16 protein-coding genes and 3 tRNA genes are annotated in these 19666 nt (G+C 34.5%); 9 read left to right on the forward strand and 10 right to left on the reverse strand.

Features of this window, described 5'->3' with window-relative positions; genetic code table 11:
- Nucleotides 1–18: 18 nt before the first annotated feature.
- From BM371_RS14985 to BM371_RS15005, 5 genes are all read left to right on the forward strand, one after another.
- Nucleotides 19–92 (forward strand) — tRNA-Arg (locus BM371_RS14985).
- 49 nt (nt 93–141) lie between these two features.
- Entirely contained in the window at nt 142–453 is a 312-nt protein-coding gene (locus tag BM371_RS14990) for a GIY-YIG nuclease family protein (RefSeq protein ID WP_051883056.1), read from the forward strand.
- A gap of 45 nt (nt 454–498) precedes the next feature.
- The gene (locus tag BM371_RS20815) at nt 499–633 is read left to right on the forward strand and encodes a GIY-YIG nuclease family protein (RefSeq protein WP_228376810.1); all 135 of its coding nucleotides are present in this window, start codon (nt 499–501) and stop codon (nt 631–633) included.
- 538 nt (nt 634–1171) lie between these two features.
- Nucleotides 1172–1246 (forward strand) — tRNA-Pro (locus BM371_RS15000).
- Between the two features lie 135 nt (nt 1247–1381).
- Nucleotides 1382–1455, forward strand: a tRNA-Arg gene (locus tag BM371_RS15005).
- A 42-nt stretch (nt 1456–1497) separates the two neighbouring features.
- Here the strand turns inward: BM371_RS15005 and BM371_RS15010 are convergent.
- From BM371_RS15010 to BM371_RS15045, 8 genes are all read right to left on the reverse strand, one after another.
- The gene (locus BM371_RS15010; protein ID WP_034679412.1) at nt 1498–1827 is read right to left on the reverse strand and encodes a hypothetical protein; all 330 of its coding nucleotides are present in this window, start codon (nt 1825–1827) and stop codon (nt 1498–1500) included.
- 62 nt (nt 1828–1889) lie between these two features.
- The gene (locus BM371_RS15015; RefSeq protein ID WP_034679411.1) at nt 1890–2735 is read right to left on the reverse strand and encodes an SH3 domain-containing protein; all 846 of its coding nucleotides are present in this window, start codon (nt 2733–2735) and stop codon (nt 1890–1892) included.
- Between the two features lie 63 nt (nt 2736–2798).
- Nucleotides 2799–3626 (reverse strand): 50S ribosomal protein L11 methyltransferase, encoded by an 828-nt coding sequence (gene prmA / locus BM371_RS15020; protein WP_034679410.1) that lies wholly within the window; start codon nt 3624–3626, stop codon nt 2799–2801.
- 442 nt (nt 3627–4068) lie between these two features.
- Nucleotides 4069–4782: a 3-ketoacyl-ACP reductase gene (locus tag BM371_RS15025; protein ID WP_034679409.1), complete on the reverse strand. Its 714-nt coding sequence runs from the start codon at nt 4780–4782 to the stop codon at nt 4069–4071.
- A 177-nt stretch (nt 4783–4959) separates the two neighbouring features.
- Nucleotides 4960–6543: a calcineurin-like phosphoesterase C-terminal domain-containing protein gene (locus tag BM371_RS15030; protein WP_034679408.1), complete on the reverse strand. Its 1584-nt coding sequence runs from the start codon at nt 6541–6543 to the stop codon at nt 4960–4962.
- Nucleotides 6544–6570: 27 nt separating this feature from the next.
- Nucleotides 6571–8022: a SusD/RagB family nutrient-binding outer membrane lipoprotein gene (locus tag BM371_RS15035; protein WP_034679407.1), complete on the reverse strand. Its 1452-nt coding sequence runs from the start codon at nt 8020–8022 to the stop codon at nt 6571–6573.
- A 10-nt stretch (nt 8023–8032) separates the two neighbouring features.
- Complete coding sequence (locus BM371_RS15040) at nt 8033–11011, reverse strand: SusC/RagA family TonB-linked outer membrane protein (RefSeq protein ID WP_034679406.1); 2979 nt, start codon at nt 11009–11011, stop codon at nt 8033–8035.
- Between the two features lie 319 nt (nt 11012–11330).
- The gene (locus tag BM371_RS15045) at nt 11331–12077 is read right to left on the reverse strand and encodes a glycerophosphodiester phosphodiesterase family protein (RefSeq protein ID WP_034679404.1); all 747 of its coding nucleotides are present in this window, start codon (nt 12075–12077) and stop codon (nt 11331–11333) included.
- 226 nt (nt 12078–12303) lie between these two features.
- On the opposite strand from BM371_RS15045, the gene ligA reads away from it, so the two are divergent.
- Together ligA and BM371_RS15055 are read left to right on the forward strand one after the other, a co-directional pair.
- Nucleotides 12304–14307, forward strand: coding sequence for an NAD-dependent DNA ligase LigA (ligA, locus tag BM371_RS15050; RefSeq protein ID WP_034679402.1), 2004 nt, complete (start codon nt 12304–12306; stop codon nt 14305–14307).
- Nucleotides 14308–14526: 219 nt separating this feature from the next.
- Nucleotides 14527–16692, forward strand: a complete 2166-nt coding sequence (locus BM371_RS15055) for a DUF7619 domain-containing protein (RefSeq protein ID WP_165571802.1) — start codon at nt 14527–14529, stop codon at nt 16690–16692.
- A 48-nt stretch (nt 16693–16740) separates the two neighbouring features.
- Here the strand turns inward: BM371_RS15055 and BM371_RS15060 are convergent, their stop codons facing one another.
- Nucleotides 16741–17391 carry a DUF1349 domain-containing protein gene (locus tag BM371_RS15060; protein ID WP_034679400.1) on the reverse strand — a complete coding sequence of 217 codons (651 nt, stop codon included), beginning with the start codon at nt 17389–17391 and terminating at the stop codon, nt 16741–16743.
- Nucleotides 17392–17482: 91 nt separating this feature from the next.
- Nucleotides 17483–18043, reverse strand: a complete 561-nt coding sequence (locus BM371_RS15065; RefSeq protein ID WP_034679398.1) for a sugar O-acetyltransferase — start codon at nt 18041–18043, stop codon at nt 17483–17485.
- 76 nt (nt 18044–18119) lie between these two features.
- On the opposite strand from BM371_RS15065, the gene BM371_RS15070 reads away from it, so the two are divergent.
- Together BM371_RS15070 and BM371_RS15075 are read left to right on the forward strand one after the other, a co-directional pair.
- Nucleotides 18120–18875 (forward strand): helix-turn-helix transcriptional regulator, encoded by a 756-nt coding sequence (locus BM371_RS15070; protein WP_034679396.1) that lies wholly within the window; start codon nt 18120–18122, stop codon nt 18873–18875.
- A 39-nt stretch (nt 18876–18914) separates the two neighbouring features.
- Nucleotides 18915–19559, forward strand: a complete 645-nt coding sequence (locus BM371_RS15075; RefSeq protein WP_034679394.1) for an MgtC/SapB family protein — start codon at nt 18915–18917, stop codon at nt 19557–19559.
- The last annotated feature ends 107 nt before the right edge of the window (nt 19560–19666 follow it).

Below are 19666 nucleotides of genomic sequence, written 5' to 3' on the forward strand. Positions count from 1 at the left end.
TCTTAAAAATTGCAAAATGGGTGCGTAGCTCAGCTGGATAGAGCATCTGCCTTCTAAGCAGACGGTCAAAGGTTCGAATCCTTTCGCGCTCACTGAAACCTCATAACTTTCGTTGTGAGGTTTTTTGTTATACTAGCTTATATGTGTTATTGCTATATTCTTTATTCAAAATCTTTAGACAAATACTATATTGGACACTCCTGTGAAGATTTACAGGAAAGACTAAGAAAGCATCTTTCAAACCATACAGGTTTTACTGATAAAGCCAAAGATTGGATTATCGTGTATTCTGAAAACTATGATTCCAAACCTGATGCATATAAAAGAGAGCTTGAAATAAAAGCATGGAAAAGCAAGTCTAAAATATTAAAATTAATCGAAAGTTCAAGTAAATCGAGCATTCCGATTTTTAATCGGGACGGTCAAAGGTTCGAATCCTTTCGCGCTCACTGAAACCTCATAACTTTCGTTGTGAGGTTTTTTGTTTTACTAGCTTATATGTGTTATTGCTATATTCTTTATTCAAAATCTTTAGACAAATATTATATTGGGCACTCCTGTGAAGATTTACAGGAAAGACTAAGAAAGCATCTTTCAAACCATACAGGTTTTACTGATAAAGCCAAAGATTGAATTATCGTGTATTCTGAAAACTATGATTCCAAATCTGATGCATATAAAAGAGAGCTTGAAATAAAAGCATGGAAAAGCAAGTCTAAAATATTAAAATTAATCGAAAGTTCAAGTAAATAGAGCATCCCGATTTTTAATCGGGACGGTCAAAGGTTCGAATCCTTTCGCGCTCACTGAAACCTCATAACTTTCATTATGAGGTTTTTTGTTTATCATTACAATATAGCTTTCTGTCTATAATATTCTACGTCATTTTTGTTAGCCTTAAAATTGAAAAATTAGGTTCCTTTAGATTTTTAGAATAAATGAATATCTTTAAAATTGAAGATTATCAAGTTTCAATTTTAAAAATATAAAAATTCTTTTCTCGTGCTAGCTCCGGATAATCCAATGATTATTAATACAGTAAAAATTGCAGAGAACCAATCAATAAATATTCACAAAAAATTATTTTGAATTTTATTTTGTTTTATAAAAAAATCTGCTATCTTTGCACCCACAAAAAACAAGGTAATTCTTGTTAAAAGATGACCTCAATCGGGGCGTAGCGTAGTCCGGTCATCGCGCCTGGTTTGGGACCAGGAGGTCGCAGGTTCGAATCCTGCCGCCCCGACAGTTTTCGGTAATTTTCTCAAAATTACAAATGGGTGCGTAGCTCAGCTGGATAGTGTATTCCGATTCTCGGAACGGTGAAATTTAGATACTACCACTTAAAAAGTTTTCAGTAATTTCTTAAAAATTGCAAAATGGGTGCGTAGCTCAGCTGGATAGAGCATCTGCCTTCTAAGCAGACGGTCAAAGGTTCGAATCCTTTCGCGCTCACTTAAAACTCACAACAGAAGTTGTGAGTTTTTTTATCTAATACTAGTCTTTTAAAAATATTTCAAAATCACTTTTAACATCAAAAATTACATATTTGAGTTTTTCATCTTTAACTTGAGCAAATTTCTCTTCTATTAGATCTCTATTCAAAAGATTACCAAAAATTCTTGCAATATCACCAATACTATAAATTGCTGCGCGAGATATTCCAAAGTCATCATTTAAAATATATTTTAAGCACAATTTCTCCAACCATTCCTGATCATCAATATTATTGACCGCACCTATAATAACTTCAATAACATTTTTATTATCTTTTAAAAGTTTTAATATTTCCCGTTTATCTGAATAATTAAAATTTTCATATCTCATTACAATTCTAAAATTAAAAACCACCGTAAATATACAGTGGTTTCAAATTTATAATTAAAATTTTATTTCAACTTATAAGAACTTCCATTCCAAAGATAGGTTTTTGAGGCTTTTTTCTTCTTCTCACGGTCTTTGTCATCTTTCTCCATTTCTTCCATTTTAAAAATAAAAGCATTGGGAATTCCGCCTTTATCATTTGGGAAAATAAATTCTTCAGAATGATAATAAACATCAGCATCACCGACGTTCATCAATTGAGGCAGAGCAATCAGTTTTTTATCTTTAAACAAAACGTATTGATCATAGCTTGCAATTCCGCAAGCTTCACCAGAAACGGTAGCTTTTAAAGTTAATTCCACGTTTTGAAGCTTGTGATTACTTTCAATATTAAACGTTCCGTAGCTCAGGCTTTCTCCTGATCCTGTCTCGAAAGAAACCTCATCAACCAAAGTACTTCCTTCCACAACTTTTATGGCTGCAATATTTTGCTGGATATTAATTTCCGGATATTGCTTATCTTTTTTATTAATCGTTTTCGTTAAACCAAACAAAAAATCGTATCCGTTCTTATTTCTGTAACTCACAGCAAGATTTCCGCCCCAAACGTAGCCTTCAGAAATCTCATCACCTTTCTGATAGGATATTTTGTACCAATTCGCTCTTCTTTCTCCTAACTTCAAAATCGTTTCATCTTTTTTAAGAATCAAAATCGATTGATTGGTTTTTAAAGAATCTAAAATCTGAGCATTCACATTAGGAGACTGTCGTATTCTCGCCCAATCGGTGAATATTTTTTGTGTTTTATTTTCTTCAAAATGGAAAACTCCGTTAGCGTAATCATAATCTTCCTCCTGCGCAGAAAAAATCTGAACGATGAGTAAAAACAAAATTGTGAATAAGGGTTTCATAATTTTAGGTTGAGGCTAAGATTGACATTTAGGCTAAATTTCAGGTTAAATAAATTGGTCATTTTATTTTTCAAGCAATAAGCTTACCCATTCTTCGCGTTGCAATTTCTTTTTGAGTTCTAAATTATTTTCTTTACAAACCTCAAGAATATCGTCAACATCAAAGAAACACAATCCTGAAAGCAATAATTTCCCGCCCTCATTTAAAACAGAGACATAAGTCGGAATATCTGAAATCAAGATATTTCTATTGATATTGGCTAAAATAATATCATAATTTTCTTCACCTAAATTTTCAGCAGTTCCCAATTCAATATCCAGTTCTACTCCATTTCTTGCGGCATTTTCTTTTGAATTTTCAACGGACCACTCATCAATGTCAATAGCTTTTGTGTCTCCGGCTCCGATTTGTTTTGCATAAATTGCCAAAACCGACGTTCCACAACCCATATCCAACACTTTTTTACTGTTAAAATCAATATCCATCATTTGTTGGATCATTAAATGTGTTGTTGGGTGATGCCCTGTTCCGAAAGACATTTTTGGCTGAATGATAATTTCATGCATTCCCGGAACCGATTGATGGAATTCTGCTCTGATTAAGACTTTATCATCAATATTAATCGGTTCGAAATTTTTTTCCCATTCTTCATTCCAGTTGATGTTCGGCATTTCCTGAAAAGTATATTCAATTTTTACTTCTTGATTCTGGAAAAGCGGTAAATTTTTCAGTTCTTCTTCATTAAATAAATCTTTCTGAATATATCCTAAAATACCTTCCAGCTCTTCCGTGAAACTATCGAAACCTATCTCGATAAGTTCTGCCATTAATATTTCGTTCCAGGGCTGAAGCGGAGAAATTCTGAAATCGAATTCTAAATAATTTTGCATGCGAGTAATTTGTTGCAAAAATAAAACTACTTTTTTGATTTATGGTTTTAAACACAAAGAACACAAAGTTTTTTTTAATTTACTTTACGTTTTTAAGTTCGCAAAGGAAGAACTACGTTCGTAAATCTTCAGTTCATACTCAGTAAAGAACACTAAGCATGTCATTCTGACGAAGGAAGAATCTGTTTTGTTTTATTTAGAAAGATTGTAAGTCACCTCCAATATTGAGATGAAAGACAAAAATCCTATCCCCGATTGCAATGAAAATCCTTTTTTGAAAAAAAGATTGTAATGGAAAGCGGGAAATAGATCCTAAAAAATAATGAATGATTATTTATAAAATGTAGATTCTTCACTTCGCTCCGCTTCGTTCTGAATGACAAAATAGTATACATAAAAAAGCGAACCGAAGTCCGCTTTTATTGATTATATTTTAAACCAATTAAGGATTTGTAGAAAATATAGAACCATTCGCAATTAAAGCTCTTCTGTTCATTTTCAGAATATCTCTTACCCATTCTGCAAAATCTTCCGGCTGAAGAACTTTATCTGGATTTCCGTCTGTCAAACCACCCTGAATAGACATATCTGAAGCAATTGTACTCGGCGTCAAAGTGATTACACGAATATTCTGTTTTCTCCATTCTGCCATCATTGATTGAGATAATGAAACAACTGCTGCTTTTGAAGCCGCATAAGCCGACATATTCGGACCACCTTTTAGACCAGCTGTAGAAGCTACATTAACGATATCACCCTCACCTTTTTCTTTTAAAAACGGATACACCGCTTTTGCTGCATAATATACCCCAAAAAGATTGGTTTTGATGACCTGTTCCCAGGTTTCGGAAGACATTTCTTCGATCGATCCGAAGTCTCCGATTCCTGCATTGTTGATTAAAATATCTACACCGCCGAGCTGTTTTACCAATGATTCGATTCCTGCTTTTACCTGAATTTCGTTATCGACAGAAAAAACTGCATATCCTGCATTTACTCCTGTTCTTTGAATTTCATCAACGGTCATTTTTAAATTCTCTTCATTTCTTCCTGTGATTCCTACATTTACACCTTCATTAGCCAAAATCAAAGCTACAGCTTTTCCAAGGCCTCTACCGCCACCTGTAATGATCGCATTTTTTCCTTTTAGGTTCATTTTAAAATATTTTAGTGCAAATTTACGAAAGATCATTTTTAAAACTTTTCAAACTCTCTTTATTTAATAGATTTTTATCATTTGAAATTTCAATTGAATAATTTATGACGTTATAAAAAGTGAAACCGACTCATTAAAAGCCGGTTTCTGAAAGTAATATATAAAAAGTAAATTATTTTAAGGGATAATGATCTGATCCTGCACTTCGAAATTTTCAGAAGCTGTAAATTCGTTTCCATACATATCCTGTGCTTTTACCTCAACTTTATGTTTGCCTAAAGATAGTTTATTGCCAAAACCTCCGCTCCAGATGTGTTTTGACTGTTCAGGATTTGAAGGTCTTCTTCCCGGGAAAAGTTTATCGGTAGCATCCCATTTGAAAACGGAATTTGCAAAATTCGGATCTATGGTTTCAATGTATTCCATTTCCTCCCATTTTCCGCCGTCGATTCTGTATTGTACTTTGTCTTTTTTACTTCCCATAAAGAAATTAGCCAAAATTTTTGCCGAAGTTTTAGACGGATAAGGAATTACTTTTGGCACATACAACTGAATCTGATGATCTTCAGGCTTTCCTGCCGTTTTATATTTTACCTTATACTGATTATCATTAAAGCTGATAAAAGAATATCCTTTTGCCGTACCGTCTCTCATGGTAGATGTCGGCAAGCCGATTTCGTCTGATGTTCCAGACCACCAATCACCACAAGTTGTCCCTACGTTGTACTCGTGAAGATCTTTTGAGCCGTTCCATCCCTGAGCTTTTCCGTAGAAAATCTGCTGCTGAATGTGGGTGTGTGCAGAAAGCAATAAAGCATTTTTGAATGGCGTTAATGCATCAAATAATTTCTGACGATCTGCATTTCTGAAATTATCTTCGTTCATATGATCCAAAGGAATATGGAAAGAAACGACAATCAGTTTATTTTTGTCAACAAGTTTTAAATCGTTTTCTATAAACTGCATCTGATCTTCTCTAAAACCACCCCAATATCCTTTACCATCTCTCGGATCCGGATACAGAATATCATCAAGCACAATAAAATGTACATTACCATAGTTGAAAGAATAGTTTGCCGGACCAAAATTGGCTTCAAAAGTTTCGTCTGAAAGCATATCTTCTTTAGCATCATAGTTCATGTCATGGTTTCCCATCACATTATACCAAGGAAGACCAATTTCTTTCATGACATCTGCATAAGGCTTCTGTAAACTTAGATCATCACCCACCAAATCTCCTAAACTAATCCCGAACACGGCATTTTTCTTGGTAGATTTCACTTCGTTTACGATCGCTCTTTTGAAATAGTCCAACTGCTTTTCTGTATAAGGTTGTGGATCTCCAAAAACCAGAATATCAAAATTTTTGCTTTCGTTCTGTTTATGTAAAGCGAAGTTTAATTCCTTCGGAAGCGCTCCTGTAGGTGTGGATCCTTTATATTTAAAATCTGCGGGAGAACCATTTGGCTTATACTGATAATAATATTGCGGTAAATTATTCTGATTTAATGCAACCATATAACCAGATGGTTTGATCACAAAAATCGTTTGTCCATCGGAAATCGGTAAGCTGTATTTTCCGCTTTTGTCTGTTATAACTACTTGTGCACCATTCGAAACAGCGACTCCTTCAATTCCCTTTTCGCGGTTTTCTTTTTTCTGATTTTTATTTAAATCTTCAAAAACATATCCTGAAACCGATGTTTGCGAAAAGGCCATCGCAGAAATAAGTAATGAAGGTATGATGAATTTATATTTCATTGTAATTATATTTTTTTAGATTAAAAATTATTGGTTCCACCACATTTTTGTGTTGATATTATCACCGCCCATGTTTTGAGATGCTGTAACATAGTTTTCATAGTTCTGAACTTTTGTAACTGTTGGATATGGCATTCTCTGAGGCATCTTTCCATCATTCATGAGTCCTCCGTTATTGGGTAAAACAGGAAAACCTGTTCTTCTCTGCTCATACCACTGCTGATGATCTACGAAAAATAATCCCACATATTTCTGAAGCATAATTCTTTCTAAAGTTCCGTTATAAGCAACTTTTGGATTAGCAAAATAGTTTGCAGGCATTGTTGCTCCCCATTGTTCAAGGGTTGCTTTTACTCCGTTTTCGTAGAAAGTCTGAGCATTTCCAGGAATAATTCCTTTAAACGCCAACTCAGAAAGGATAAACTGAAGTTCTGCATTAGGCATAATCAATATTTTCAGCGGTGCTTTTGCTAAATTCTGATTCAGATTGGAAGGCTGATAATCAAATGTAGTTCCTAAAGCATAGCCAGACGGAGCTCCTTTGTAACCGATATTCGGATTTGGGGGTGTTACACTTTTTGCCTGAGAAAAAAACATACTTAATCTTGGATCGTTGTTATCAACTAAAGTCTGGGTAAAAAACGCTCCTGAAGCTCTGTAAGCCGTAAAATCTTGTGGTCTTGCAATTGGCGGCATTAATGGAGCGACTCCGGAAATATCCAATACTACTCCATCAGCATTATTTTGGAAGATAGGATATGTTGTCGGGTTATTAACAATGTCGGTAATTCTCTGATGTACATTTACTTCTCCGTTTCTTTTTAAAATCCTTGTCAAAAGTCTTAATGAAAGAGAATTGCAGAATTTTTTCCACTTTACAATATTTGCAGCATTGGAGTTTGCCTGAAAGAATAAGTCGCCTTCACTTAAAGCCTTTGTCGTATCAAATAATGTATTAGCTTCTTTAAGATCATCCAACAAGAACAGATAAATATCTTTTTGCCTATCATACTTCGGCCTCATGATATTTTCTTCAAGTCTCAAAGCTTCGGTCATCGGAACATCACCGAATGCATCGGTAAGATTTGCCATAATCCACGCATTAAGAACTTTAGATATTGCCAGATAATTGGCATTATTCTCTTTTTTTGCAGCTTCATTAAGTTCTTTTACCTGCTTAAGCCATTTGTAGCTTGTATTCCAGTATCCGTTTCCGGTACTTTCTGTGAGATAATAGCGGCTTACCGTATTTCCTTCATTTGGAAAAGCTAAAGCAACCTGCATGATATCAAATGTAAAATCGTCAGCTCTGTTGTATCCGTAAGAACCCATTTCATACTGAATCGGAACTAAAAAACTTCCTACAGAAGGCTGTTTTATTTTGCTTGTATCTGTATTGATCTCTTCAAAGCTTCTTTCGCAAGAATTTATACTAAAAACTGAAAGAGCAATTGCGGTAGATAAAAATATTTTTTTCATAAGGTTGATCTTAGAATTTTAAATTAACTTGAAAACCGACAGTTCTTGCCGATGGAAGCTGACCTATTTCAGCACCTGGAGTAATTGTAGAGTCATTAAGAGCAGCAACTTCCGGATCAAACATTGGAAACTTCGTCCACATCCAAAGGTTTTTACCAAAAACAGCTAAAGTAAGTTCTGTAAGCTTTAGAGGAGCGATTACATCTTTTGAAAATGAGTAAGCGATTCTTGCGTCTCTCAGTTTAATGAATGAAGTATCAAAAGTATTGGTCTCAATATTAGCTCTTCTGTAGTAATCACCGTAATATGCTGCTAAACCAACTGCTTTTGTATTAGAGCTGTAAGTTCCGTCAGGATTTAAAACAACCCCTTGTCCTACAATTGTTCCACTTTGATTATCTCTTCCCATCAAAGTATTCTCAAGTTTACCTTGCTCGGACATTTTGTGATGGGTTTGAGAGTAAGCCATTCCACCATACTGACCATCAAATGAGAAACTGATCTGCCAGTTTTTGATTTTGAAATCATTTTGAAAACCAGCTCTCCATTTCGGAAATGCATTGCCAACTTTTTCCACACGATCCGGTCTTGCAGGAAGTCCGGTTGCCTGATCATAAACTACCTGTCCCGCTTCATTTCTTAACAGTTTGAAACCATATAAATCTCCTAAAGATCCTCCTACAACTGCATTATAATATAAAACACCTGCAACGGTAGAAATAGTGTACGAGTTTTCTCCTGCGAACTCATCAGGTAAAGTGAGGATTTCGTTTCTGTTTAAAGTCCAGTTGGTCGAGATATTCCAGCTAAAATCTTTTGTTTTGAAAGGCATTGCACTTAAGCTCATTTCTACCCCTCTGTTTCTCACTTTTCCTGCATTGATGATTCTGTTTGAATAACCTGATTCTAATAATGTAGGAATTGTGATGATCTGATTGTCTGTATCATTTTGATAAAGCGTTACATTATAGCTTAATCTGTTTTTGAGCACAGAAAAATCCATACCGGCTTCAATGTTGGTGTTGTCTTCAGGTTTCAAAAGCGGATTAGGATATGTTCCCGGAGTTAAAACAGAACCTATGAAATCACTCGGTGTATAATATTTATCTAACTGATACGGAAGTCCTGCAACCCCAACTTTTGCCCATGAAGCTCTTAATTTCCAATAATTAAAGTTTGGAGTTGATAATTTAAAAATATCTGAAAGAATAAAGCTACTGCTCACAGAAGGATAAAAGAACGATCTGTATTGCACTGGAAGTGTGCTGCTCCAATCATTCCTTCCTGTAACATCTAAGAATACTAAATTATCATAGTTTGCACTTACCAAACCGTAGACAGAGTTGGTCTGTTGATCATTTGGTCTCGGAACTTTTGTAATTAAAGAAATAGCATTATTCAGACTGTAATCTCCGACAACTTTAAGACCTTCAGCACGGTAATCTGTCATTACATATTCGTTGTAACGAACACTCGCCCCTGCATTTGCGTTTACATTAAACTTGCCATAATCTTTTTTGAAGGTAAATAGCAAATCATTATTAAATTCATTATTCTTAATATATTGCTCTCTATAAAAACCTTTAAGGTAATTCGCTGAACTATAAGGTCGTTGTGTTGTTCTTTCTTCATCCAACATTTCAATTCCTGATCTTAACATCAAACTGAAATTTTTGTTAAAATCATAAGTTCCGGAAATATTTCCTGTGATCATTTTCTTTTCAACACCATTGAGCATCTGATAAGCAATCAGATAAGGATTGTCTATGAAACTACTGAACGGGTGAATCTGATCTACCTGCTCTTGTCCCGGTTTCCAGATCGGTTTATACCAAGCCAAATCAACATTCGGATTCTGGAAAATCATGAAATAAGAAATCGACTGATTGTTGTATCCTGTTGCAGGGAGGTTATCGCTTTTGGTATTTGCGTAATTGAATTTTGTTGAAACCCTGAATTTATCTGTTACCTTATGATCCAATGAGAATGCCATATTAAAACGATCAAAACCTGTGTTTGGCATCATCCATTTGTTATCCAGGTACGAAAGTGATGCCCTGAAACTTGTTCTGTCTGTGCTTCCTTCTACAGAAACATTGTTTGAAGATGTAACTCCTGTTTCCCAAAAACCTTTTATATTATCTTTATATGGTCTCCACAATTGTCTTTCCGCACTTTGTCCCAATAAATTAGGGTCGTACTGAAAATAGTATTGTCCATCGAATTTGGGTCCGAAAGCACTACTTGTTCCACCCGTACTTACTCCATCCGCAGATAACCCGTAAGAATAGAAAAATTGCCCTGCCGTGTTTTTCACTAAAGTTCCCTGACCGTACTCATATTGATAATCCGGCCATTTTAAAACAGAATCAAAACTCAAAGAAGAATTGAATGAAACTTTAAGTCTCCCATTTTTACTTTTTCCTGATTTTGTCGTTACCATTAAAGCTCCGTTCGCCGCTCTTGAACCATATAATGCGGCAGCTGAAGCTCCTTTTAGAACGGTAACCGATTCAATATCATCAGGATTGATGCTGTTCAGACCATTTCCCAAATCAATTGGTAAATCTCCTCCTGTTCCTGCTCCATAAGCTGCTGTTCCTGTTCCTGTTGTCGAATTGCTCAACGGTACACCATCTACAACGATCAAAGCATAGTTACCATCAAGATTAAAAGATTTTTCTCCTCTCAACGTAATTCTTGAAGAACTTAAGGGTCCTGCTCCTGCTGTCTGAATCTTCAAACCGGCTACACGACCTTCCAGACCTTGTGCCCAGTTGTTGTTCTGAATATTTTCAAAAATTTCAGAATCTACTTTTTCAGCAACATAGCCTAAGGATTTATCCTGTCTTTTAATCCCTAAAGCAGTTACCACAACTTCATCGATCGTTTTTACCGAATCTTTTTTTACCTGCTGTTGAGCCGCCATCTGGACGCTGACTAATCCGAGAACGGATAATAGAAGCAGTTTTTGAGTCTCTTTACGCATACAATTTTTTGTTTGCGCAAAATTAGACTGCTATGACGAGCATAGCTTTAATACGATTTTAACATATTTTAAAGAATTTTTAAACCACATATTAATTTATGATTAACAGAAATACATAAACTTTTAGCCTACAGGGTTTTAAAAGAATGAATCATTTTTAATATAAAAAATGACTTATTTTACCATACCTTTATTGTCTTTTCTTGAGAAAATAAATAACACTACACTTGTAGCATAAAGCATTTTGTTAATTATTCTTATTTAAACAAAAAAATCTGCTTCAAAAGAAACAGATTTTTTAATATATTTTTCGGGAAAATTATTTTCCTTTCAGCTGATCAGGAATATTGGTCGTAATAAAACCGATTCCCTGAGATTTTAATTCTTCATAAACTTTCTCATCATTTACCGTCCAGGAATTGGTAATTAAACCTAAAGTTTTTGCCTCCGAAATCCAGGTCGGGTTTTTCTGGAAAACACTGTAATGATAATCTAATCCGTCCAAACCTTCATTTTTAATCTGTTCCGGTGATAATTCTCCATTCAGATATTGTACTTTGAATTTTGGCTCAACTTTTTTAATCTCCTTACAAACATTTAAGCTGAAAGAAATAAATTCACTTTGAGACTCAAGTTTCATATCTTTTACCATTTTAATGGTTTTCGCTACGATCTCGTTTTCTTTTTCCTGAGATTTAATCGGCTTAATTTCTATGATTAACTGTAAAGACTTGTCTTTCTTTCCTTGTTTAAGATAATCTTTTAATGTCGGAAACTTTTCACCATTCGACAGTTTTAATTTTTCCAATTCTTTGAAATCAGTTTCTTCAATAATCATTTTTCCGTGATGCTCATCATGATTAATGACCAAAACACCGTCTTTCGTCATTCTCACGTCGAATTCAGCTCCGTAAATTTTTAATTTCTGTGCATTTTCCAATGCCTTGATCGAATTTTCTGTAGTCGGAGGATTGGTTTGAAAATAACCTCTGTGTGCGATAATTTGAGTTTGTGCATTCATAAAAGCTGTCGTTAAAACTGCAAACCCTAAGATAAACTTTTTCATAATTTTAAATATTCTTCTGCATTATAATTCCAGTTAAAGTTTGATTTTATTTTTTTAAACTGAAATTTAAAACAATATAATGATAATTATACAATTCGCTGCAAAGGTAAAAGAGATTTGCGACGATGCTTTAAAATGAATTTGAACATTTGTTGAATTTAATCTTAATTTTAATCATCCATTTCTCCACAATACTTATTATTTTTGTTGAAAAGTTAGAAAACCCATGTCCGAAAACATTCAGCATAAAATTGAGCAACTTAGAAAAGAGCTTCATCAGCATAATGAAAACTATTATCTGCTGGATGAACCAAGCATTTCTGATATGGAGTTTGATCTTCTTTTAAAGGAACTTCAGGATCTGGAAGCACAATATCCCGAATTTCATGACGATAATTCGCCAACTATTCGTGTCGGAGGCGGTGTCACCAAAATATTTCCGACGATTCAGCATCAGTTCAGGATGTATTCTCTGGATAATTCGTACGATTTTGATGATCTGGAAGACTGGGAGAAAAGAATTATTAAAACCATTGATGAGCCCGTAGAATTTGTTGCCGAATTAAAATATGACGGTGCTTCAATTTCCATTCTTTATGAAAACGGAAAACTTGCACAGGCTGTAACACGTGGCGACGGATTTCAGGGCGATGAAATTACCGCAAATGTTCGTACCATTTCGGATATTCCATTAAAATTAACAGGAGATTTTCCTGGGAAATTTTATATGCGTGGAGAAATTTATTTGACGAGAAAAAATTTCGAGAAAATCAATAAGCTTCGTGAAGAAGAAGGACTTGATCCGTTCATGAACCCGAGAAACACCGCAAGCGGAAGCTTAAAAATGCAGGATAGCGGTGAAGTGAGAAAACGCAGACTTTCATCGGTTCTTTACCAGTTTGTTTCAGAGGAAGTTCCTGCCGAGACCCATTGGGAACTGCTTCATAAGGCTCAAAACTGGGGATTCAAAATTTCTGATCAGGCAAAACTGTGCAAAACTTTAGACGAAATAAAAGAATTCATCAATTTCTGGGATGTTGAAAGACACAATCTTCCTTTTGAAATTGACGGAATCGTTTTAAAAGTAAACTCATTAAAACAACAAAGGCAGCTTGGCTATACGGCAAAATCTCCTCGTTGGGCAATGGCGTATAAATTTAAAGCAGAAAAAGTGGAAACCGAGTTGCAAAGCGTTTCTTACCAGGTCGGAAGAACGGGAGCGATTACTCCGGTTGCCAATCTGAAACCGGTCTTATTAGCCGGAACCATAGTAAAAAGAGCTTCTCTGCACAACGAAGATATTATCAAAAAACTGGATCTTCATGAGCATGATTTTGTTTATGTAGAAAAAGGGGGCGAAATTATTCCTAAAATTGTTGGCGTAAACACCGAAAAAAGAACACCGGAAAGCAAAGAATTAGAATACATTAAAAATTGCCCGGAATGCGGAACTGAGCTGGTAAAAGTAGAAGATCAGGCGATTCACTTTTGTCCGAACGAATTGCATTGTCCGCCACAGGTTGTCGGAAGAATGATTCATTATGTTTCGAGAAAAGCTTTAAACATCGAAAATCTGGGAAGCGAAACCATCGAACAGCTTTATAAAGAAAGACTGATTGAAAATCCTGCCGATTTTTATGCTTTAACCAAAGAACAGCTGCTTCCACTTGAAAGAATGGCTGAAAAATCTGCACAGAATATCATCTCAGGAATCGAAAAATCGAAAGATATTGCTTTTGAAAAGGTTTTATACGGAATCGGCATTAAACACGTGGGAGAAACCGTTGCCAAAAAACTGGTTAAAAACTTCAACACAATCGATGATTTAAAAAATGCCACTGCAGAAGAGCTTTGTCAGGTTGAAGATATCGGGATGAAAATCGCAGTAAGCATTGTTGATTTCTTCAATAATTCGGAGAATGTTTTAATGCTTGAAAGATTAAAATCTTATGGTGTTCAGCTCGAAAAAGGAGAAAATACCAATGAAGTTTTATCTAATGTTTTGGAAGGAAAAACGTTTTTATTTACCGGAAAATTATCACTTTTCACAAGAGAACAAGCCGAAGAAATGGTTGAAAAGCACAACGGTAAGAATATTTCTGCCGTCTCTAAAAACCTGAATTATCTTATTGTTGGTGAAAAAGCAGGAAGCAAGCTGAAAAAAGCTCAGGATATTGGCACGATTACGATTTTGGATGAGCAGCAGTTTTTGGATTTGATAGAGAAATAATACGTTTTTAATAATTTAACATATTATACCATTGAGATTCATTCTTAATGGTATATTTTTGTTTTTCACTCTGAAAAGAATTTAAAACTAATAATTTCTATGAAAAAAAATTACTATTTAATTTTTTTGTTGTTATGCTCTGTGTTTCAAGCACAAATTATAAACATTCCGGATCCTATTTTCAAAGCTCGGCTTTTATACGCAAATACATCAAATGGAATGGCAAGCAACAGCTCAAATCAATCTATTGTAATTGATACAAATGGAGATAACGAGATTCAGGTTTCAGAAGCATTGAATGTTTATAAACTAAATATTGGTGGCAATCCTGGCAATGGGATTTCTGATCTTACAGGTATTAATCAGTTTAGTAATCTGACATCTTTAATTGCTTGGAATAATAATCTAACAAATCTGCAAATATCAGGATTATCAAATGTAGAATCTATTAATCTTGCCAACAACAATCTTACTACTCTTTCATTAAATAATTTAACAAATCTGAAAGTGATCTCTTTCGCTAATAATCAGGTTTCAACTTTTTCAGCAACTAACGTTCCAAATTTACAAATTCTCACTTGTACTGGGAATCAATTAGGAACACTTGATATTTCTGTTTTCCCAAATTTAAAGAACTTAGAATCTAACAACAATTTGCTAACCACACTAAATTTAAATAACAATAATCATTTATTATCGATTAATGCCAAAAATAATCAGCTTACAACGATTCCTTTAGGAGAATGTCCAATTTTAACTAGTCTATATATTAATAATAATTTGTTCAGTACAATTGATGCCGGACAACTTACGCAGCTTGGCTATTTTGATTTTTCAGATAATCCTAATCTTATAAGCTTTAATATTAAGAACGGCAAGCATAATTATGATCAAAATGCGGTACCCAAATTCTCAAACACTCCAAATTTAAAATACATCTGCGTTGATGATTTTGAGCTTGGGATGATCTATGGACTTGTAAATTTTTATAATCAGCCTAATGTTGTATTAAGCTCATATTGTTCTTTCACTCCCGGAGGAAATTTTTATACAATACAAGGAAATACGAGATACGATTACAATAATAATGGTTGCGATATCAATGATCCTGTAAAAGTATTTCAAAAATTCTCAATTACGAATAGTGCTAATTCTGGAAATATAATAGCTAATGCCTCTGGAAATTATTCAATTCCTGTTCAATCAGGAAATCATACAATTACGCCAATAGTAGAAAACCCAACCTATTTTACGATTTCTCCTACAAGTGTAACAGCGAATTTCCCAGCACAAACTAGTCCTTTAACGCAAAATTTTTGCTTAACGGCTAATGGAACACACAATGATCTTGAAGTTCTCATTATTCCTGTTACAGCCGCAAGTCCGGGTTTTGATGCAAAATATAAAATCGTCTATAAAAACAAAGGAACATCGGCACAATCAGGTACGATCGTTTATAACTTCAATGATAATCTGATGAACTTTTTGAGTTCCACTGTTGCTCCGAATTCGCAAGCAACCGGAGTTTTAAGCTGGAATTTCACCAATCTATTACCATTTGAGACAAAAGAAATGACGCTAAATTTCAAATTAAATACACCAATTCAAACTCCGGCTCTGAATGGTGGTGATATTTTAAATTATTCTACACAAATCAATGGATTAACAGATGAAACTCCTTCAGATAATATTTTTGTGCTCAATCAAACTGTCGTAAATTCTTTCGACCCGAATGACAAAACATGTTTGGAAGGAACTGCAATCACTCAAGCGAAAGTTGGAGATTATGTTCATTATTTAATCCGATTTGAAAATACAGGAACAGCAAATGCGCAAAATATTGTCGTAAAAGATGAACTAGATACTTCAAAATTTGATATATCAAGCTTGATTCCGCTTAACGCAAGTCACAATTTTGTCACGAGAATTACCAATCCTAATGTTGTAGAATTTATTTTTGAAAACATCCAGCTTCCATTTGACGATGCAAATAATGATGGTTATGTTTCATTTAAAATTAAAACAAAATCCACTTTAAATATTGGTGACAGCTTCAGTAATCTTGCTAAAATTTACTTTGATTATAACCATCCGATTATTACGAATAGTTATACCACTACAGTTCAGAATGTTCTTTCTACTACGGAAAATTTGATAGAGAAAAATTCCGTATCCATTTATCCAAACCCGGTAAAAGATATTCTTCATATAAAATCTAAAAATGAAATAATTAAAGCTGAAATTTATGATTCTATAGGCAGAATTATACTTTCTGCAAAAGCGAAAGAAAACGCAATCAATGTTGCTGAGCTTTCCAAAGGAGCTTATATGATTAAATTATTTTTAAAAGATCATTACGAAGTACAGAAATTTATCAAAGATTAATTTAATTATAATAAGAAAACTGGCTGCCTTTCTAAGACAGCCAGTTTTTTACTGGTTCTTCTTCAACCACTCAAGCCGACGCTGATCCGGGAGATGTTTTACCGAAAAATTTTCAAAAGTGGCCTTGAAACCGTTTCCGTCTGGACTTGCCGCCATAAAACCTACCTTCACCGGAATATTATCCTGCAGATGGGCATTTCTCATCATCACATATTCTTTGTCGTCAAACGAGTAGAAAATCTCGACTGCATCTAATCTCCGAACCGCTTTTATCCAGACGAAAGGCGGAGTTTTATCCAAAACAATTACACTCCAATCGCTAGTTTTATGAGTAACAACGGTACTGAGATTGAATTTTCCGTCAACAAATTCCACTCCTGCTTTAATATAATTTTCTTCATCAATTCTCAACATCAGTCCCATTTGATCGAAACGGGCTTTATAATCGCCTGTAATTTTCACTTTAGCTTCAAATTCACCGCCGTAAGTGGAATAATAAAACGGTGCATCATCAACTGTAAAACCATAATGTGAAATTCTCCAGTAATCACTTTGTGGAGTAACATTCATTATAAGTTTTTTATCTTTTATTTCCCATTGCTGCGGTTCGTTGAACCAGGTCATTTTCTCCAAAGATTGTGCTTTTACTTCTTGAAAAGCAGAAAAAATGGCAAGAGATGCAAATATTATCTTTTTCATTTCTTTATTTAAAATATTAATATTTTCTCGCAAAGATTTAGCTAATCAACCGTATGTTCTAAGTCGCTTAATCTGTGAAAGAATTAAAAAACTAAATTTCACGAACAACTTTACACGGATTCCCAAAAGCCAGAACATTGGCCGGAATATCTTTTGTAACAACGCTTCCTGCTCCGATAACCGTATTATCCCCTATCGTAACGCCGGGAAGAATCGTGCATCCGCCGCCAATCCAAACATTATTCCCAACAGATATAGGTTTTGCATCTTCCAGACCTTTATTTCTTCTTTCAGCATCCAATGGATGTCCCGCCGTATAAAAACCGCAGTTGGGAGCAATAAAAACATTGTCTCCGAAAGTTACTTTTGCACAGTCGAGGATTACCACATTGTGATTGGTGTAAAAATTTTCTCCAATTTCAATATTATAGCCGTAATCACAATAAAAAGGCTGTTCGATATGGAAATTATCAGTCGTTTTTCCAAACAGACTTTTGATTATATTTTTTCTATCTTCAATCTTTGAAGGCAAAAGATGATTGTATTCAAAACATAAGTCTTTACATTTCTGTCTCTCCTCCACCAAAACAGGATCACCGGCATCATATATTTCACCGGACATCATTTTTTCTTTTTCGTTCAGATTATTCATTGTACTTTTACATATGTCGTTACAAATGTATAGTCTCAAAACTCGATAACCAATACTGATTAATAACCATTTTCAAATGAAACCCATCCGATCCGACCTCAACGATCAATTACTTCAGCAAAATTTTGCTTCTGAAACGGAAACAGAAAAACGGCAGCTGGAAAAATGTCAGATCATGGCCAAAAATTTTGTAGAACTCGAAAACGGAATTGCTATTCTGAGCGACCTCAAAAACAACAAAAGCTACGTTTATTCAGGGAAAATTGCAGAAGAACTGAAGATTTTTCAGAATAAAAATACACTTGAAATTGAAAGCATTTGGGAAGACGAGCTTTTTGATGTTCTGGAAGCAGATGATGTTCTTCAAAAACATATTCTGGAACTCCAGTTTTTCAAATTCATTAAAACAATTCCGTTTGAGAAAAGAAAAAATTATAGCGTTGTGAGTCGACTACGAATTTTAGAAAAACAGAAATCATTGATTCACAAAATGTTTTATTTTTCAGATGCGCATCACCGAAATATAGAGTTTGCCCTTTGTCTTTATCATTTTGATTTTTTTCCGGCGGCAAATTATACAGGAATGATTATCAATAATTCGGATGGAGAAATCTTCCGTCATACAGAAGTTGAAAATTCTGACTTTCTTTCTTTACGGGAAAAAGAAATCCTTAAAATGATTCAGCTGGGTAAAAAGAGCAAAGAAATTGCCGGACTTCTTTTTATCAGTGTGAATACAGTCAACCGTCACCGCCAGAATATTCTCGAAAAAATGCGTGTTTCGAATACCACTGAAGCCTGCACAATGGCTTCAAAATTGAATTGGATTTAGAATCTATTTATCGTACTTTTATTTCATTAAATTTCTACAATGGATTTCCTGAAAGATCACTCCATACAAAACGAGCTTTTGCTGATTTTCTTTTCGGTATTGCTGGGTCTTTGCATCGGTGCAGAAAGAGAATACCGCAATAAATCTGCAGGTTTACGAACTTTTATACTCGTTTGCTTCGGTTCTTGTCTTTTCACCATTCTTTCTATAAAAATAGGAGTTCAAGATCCTGATCGACTGGCTGCAAATATCATTACCGGAATCGGTTTTCTTGGAGCCGGTGTTATTTTTAAAGGTGATAATAAAATTGACGGAATTACCACAGCAACCACAATCTGGGCTACAGCTTCCATCGGAATGGCAGTCGGTTCCGGCTACGTTTATCTTTCTCTTCTGGGAACTGTTCTTGTTCTGCTTATTCTCAGCTCACTCACTTATTTTCAGAACTTCATCGATAAAAATCATAAAATCAGGGAATACAGAATCACAGTTTCAGATAAAAAAGACCTGAAATACTGCGAAACCTTATTTAAAGCCAGCAATCTAAAATCTATGATTATCAAACAGCAGTTTTCGAAGGAAAATCTTATAACTACATGGCGACTAACGGGCAAAAATAATCATCATGAAACTTTTATCAACCAGATGATGGATGACGATAAAATCATTTCTTTTTCATATTAGTTTTCCAAACGACGATCTTTAATTTAAAATTTTAATTAGTTTTAATATTTTTTATTTTAAATTTAACGCAAGTAAGATATTTAATTTAAATTTTAAACAAACATCGT

The organism is Chryseobacterium formosense (genome assembly GCF_900116415.1).
GTDB lineage: Bacteria > Bacteroidota > Bacteroidia > Flavobacteriales > Weeksellaceae > Chryseobacterium > Chryseobacterium formosense.

Coding starts and splice junctions, on each gene's coding strand:
- BM371_RS14990 (WP_051883056.1), top strand. CDS start 142: ATGTGTTATTGCTATATTCTTTATTCAAAATCTTTAGACAAATACTAT.
- BM371_RS20815 (WP_228376810.1), top strand. CDS start 499: ATGTGTTATTGCTATATTCTTTATTCAAAATCTTTAGACAAATATTAT.
- BM371_RS15010 (WP_034679412.1), bottom strand. CDS start 1,827: ATGAGATATGAAAATTTTAATTATTCAGATAAACGGGAAATATTAAAA.
- BM371_RS15015 (WP_034679411.1), bottom strand. CDS start 2,735: ATGAAACCCTTATTCACAATTTTGTTTTTACTCATCGTTCAGATTTTT.
- prmA (WP_034679410.1), bottom strand. CDS start 3,626: ATGCAAAATTATTTAGAATTCGATTTCAGAATTTCTCCGCTTCAGCCC.
- BM371_RS15025 (WP_034679409.1), bottom strand. CDS start 4,782: ATGAACCTAAAAGGAAAAAATGCGATCATTACAGGTGGCGGTAGAGGC.
- BM371_RS15030 (WP_034679408.1), bottom strand. CDS start 6,543: ATGAAATATAAATTCATCATACCTTCATTACTTATTTCTGCGATGGCC.
- BM371_RS15035 (WP_034679407.1), bottom strand. CDS start 8,022: ATGAAAAAAATATTTTTATCTACCGCAATTGCTCTTTCAGTTTTTAGT.
- BM371_RS15040 (WP_034679406.1), bottom strand. CDS start 11,011: ATGCGTAAAGAGACTCAAAAACTGCTTCTATTATCCGTTCTCGGATTA.
- BM371_RS15045 (WP_034679404.1), bottom strand. CDS start 12,077: ATGAAAAAGTTTATCTTAGGGTTTGCAGTTTTAACGACAGCTTTTATG.
- ligA (WP_034679402.1), top strand. CDS start 12,304: ATGTCCGAAAACATTCAGCATAAAATTGAGCAACTTAGAAAAGAGCTT.
- BM371_RS15055 (WP_165571802.1), top strand. CDS start 14,527: ATGGCAAGCAACAGCTCAAATCAATCTATTGTAATTGATACAAATGGA.
- BM371_RS15060 (WP_034679400.1), bottom strand. CDS start 17,391: ATGAAAAAGATAATATTTGCATCTCTTGCCATTTTTTCTGCTTTTCAA.
- BM371_RS15065 (WP_034679398.1), bottom strand. CDS start 18,043: ATGAATAATCTGAACGAAAAAGAAAAAATGATGTCCGGTGAAATATAT.
- BM371_RS15070 (WP_034679396.1), top strand. CDS start 18,120: ATGAAACCCATCCGATCCGACCTCAACGATCAATTACTTCAGCAAAAT.
- BM371_RS15075 (WP_034679394.1), top strand. CDS start 18,915: ATGGATTTCCTGAAAGATCACTCCATACAAAACGAGCTTTTGCTGATT.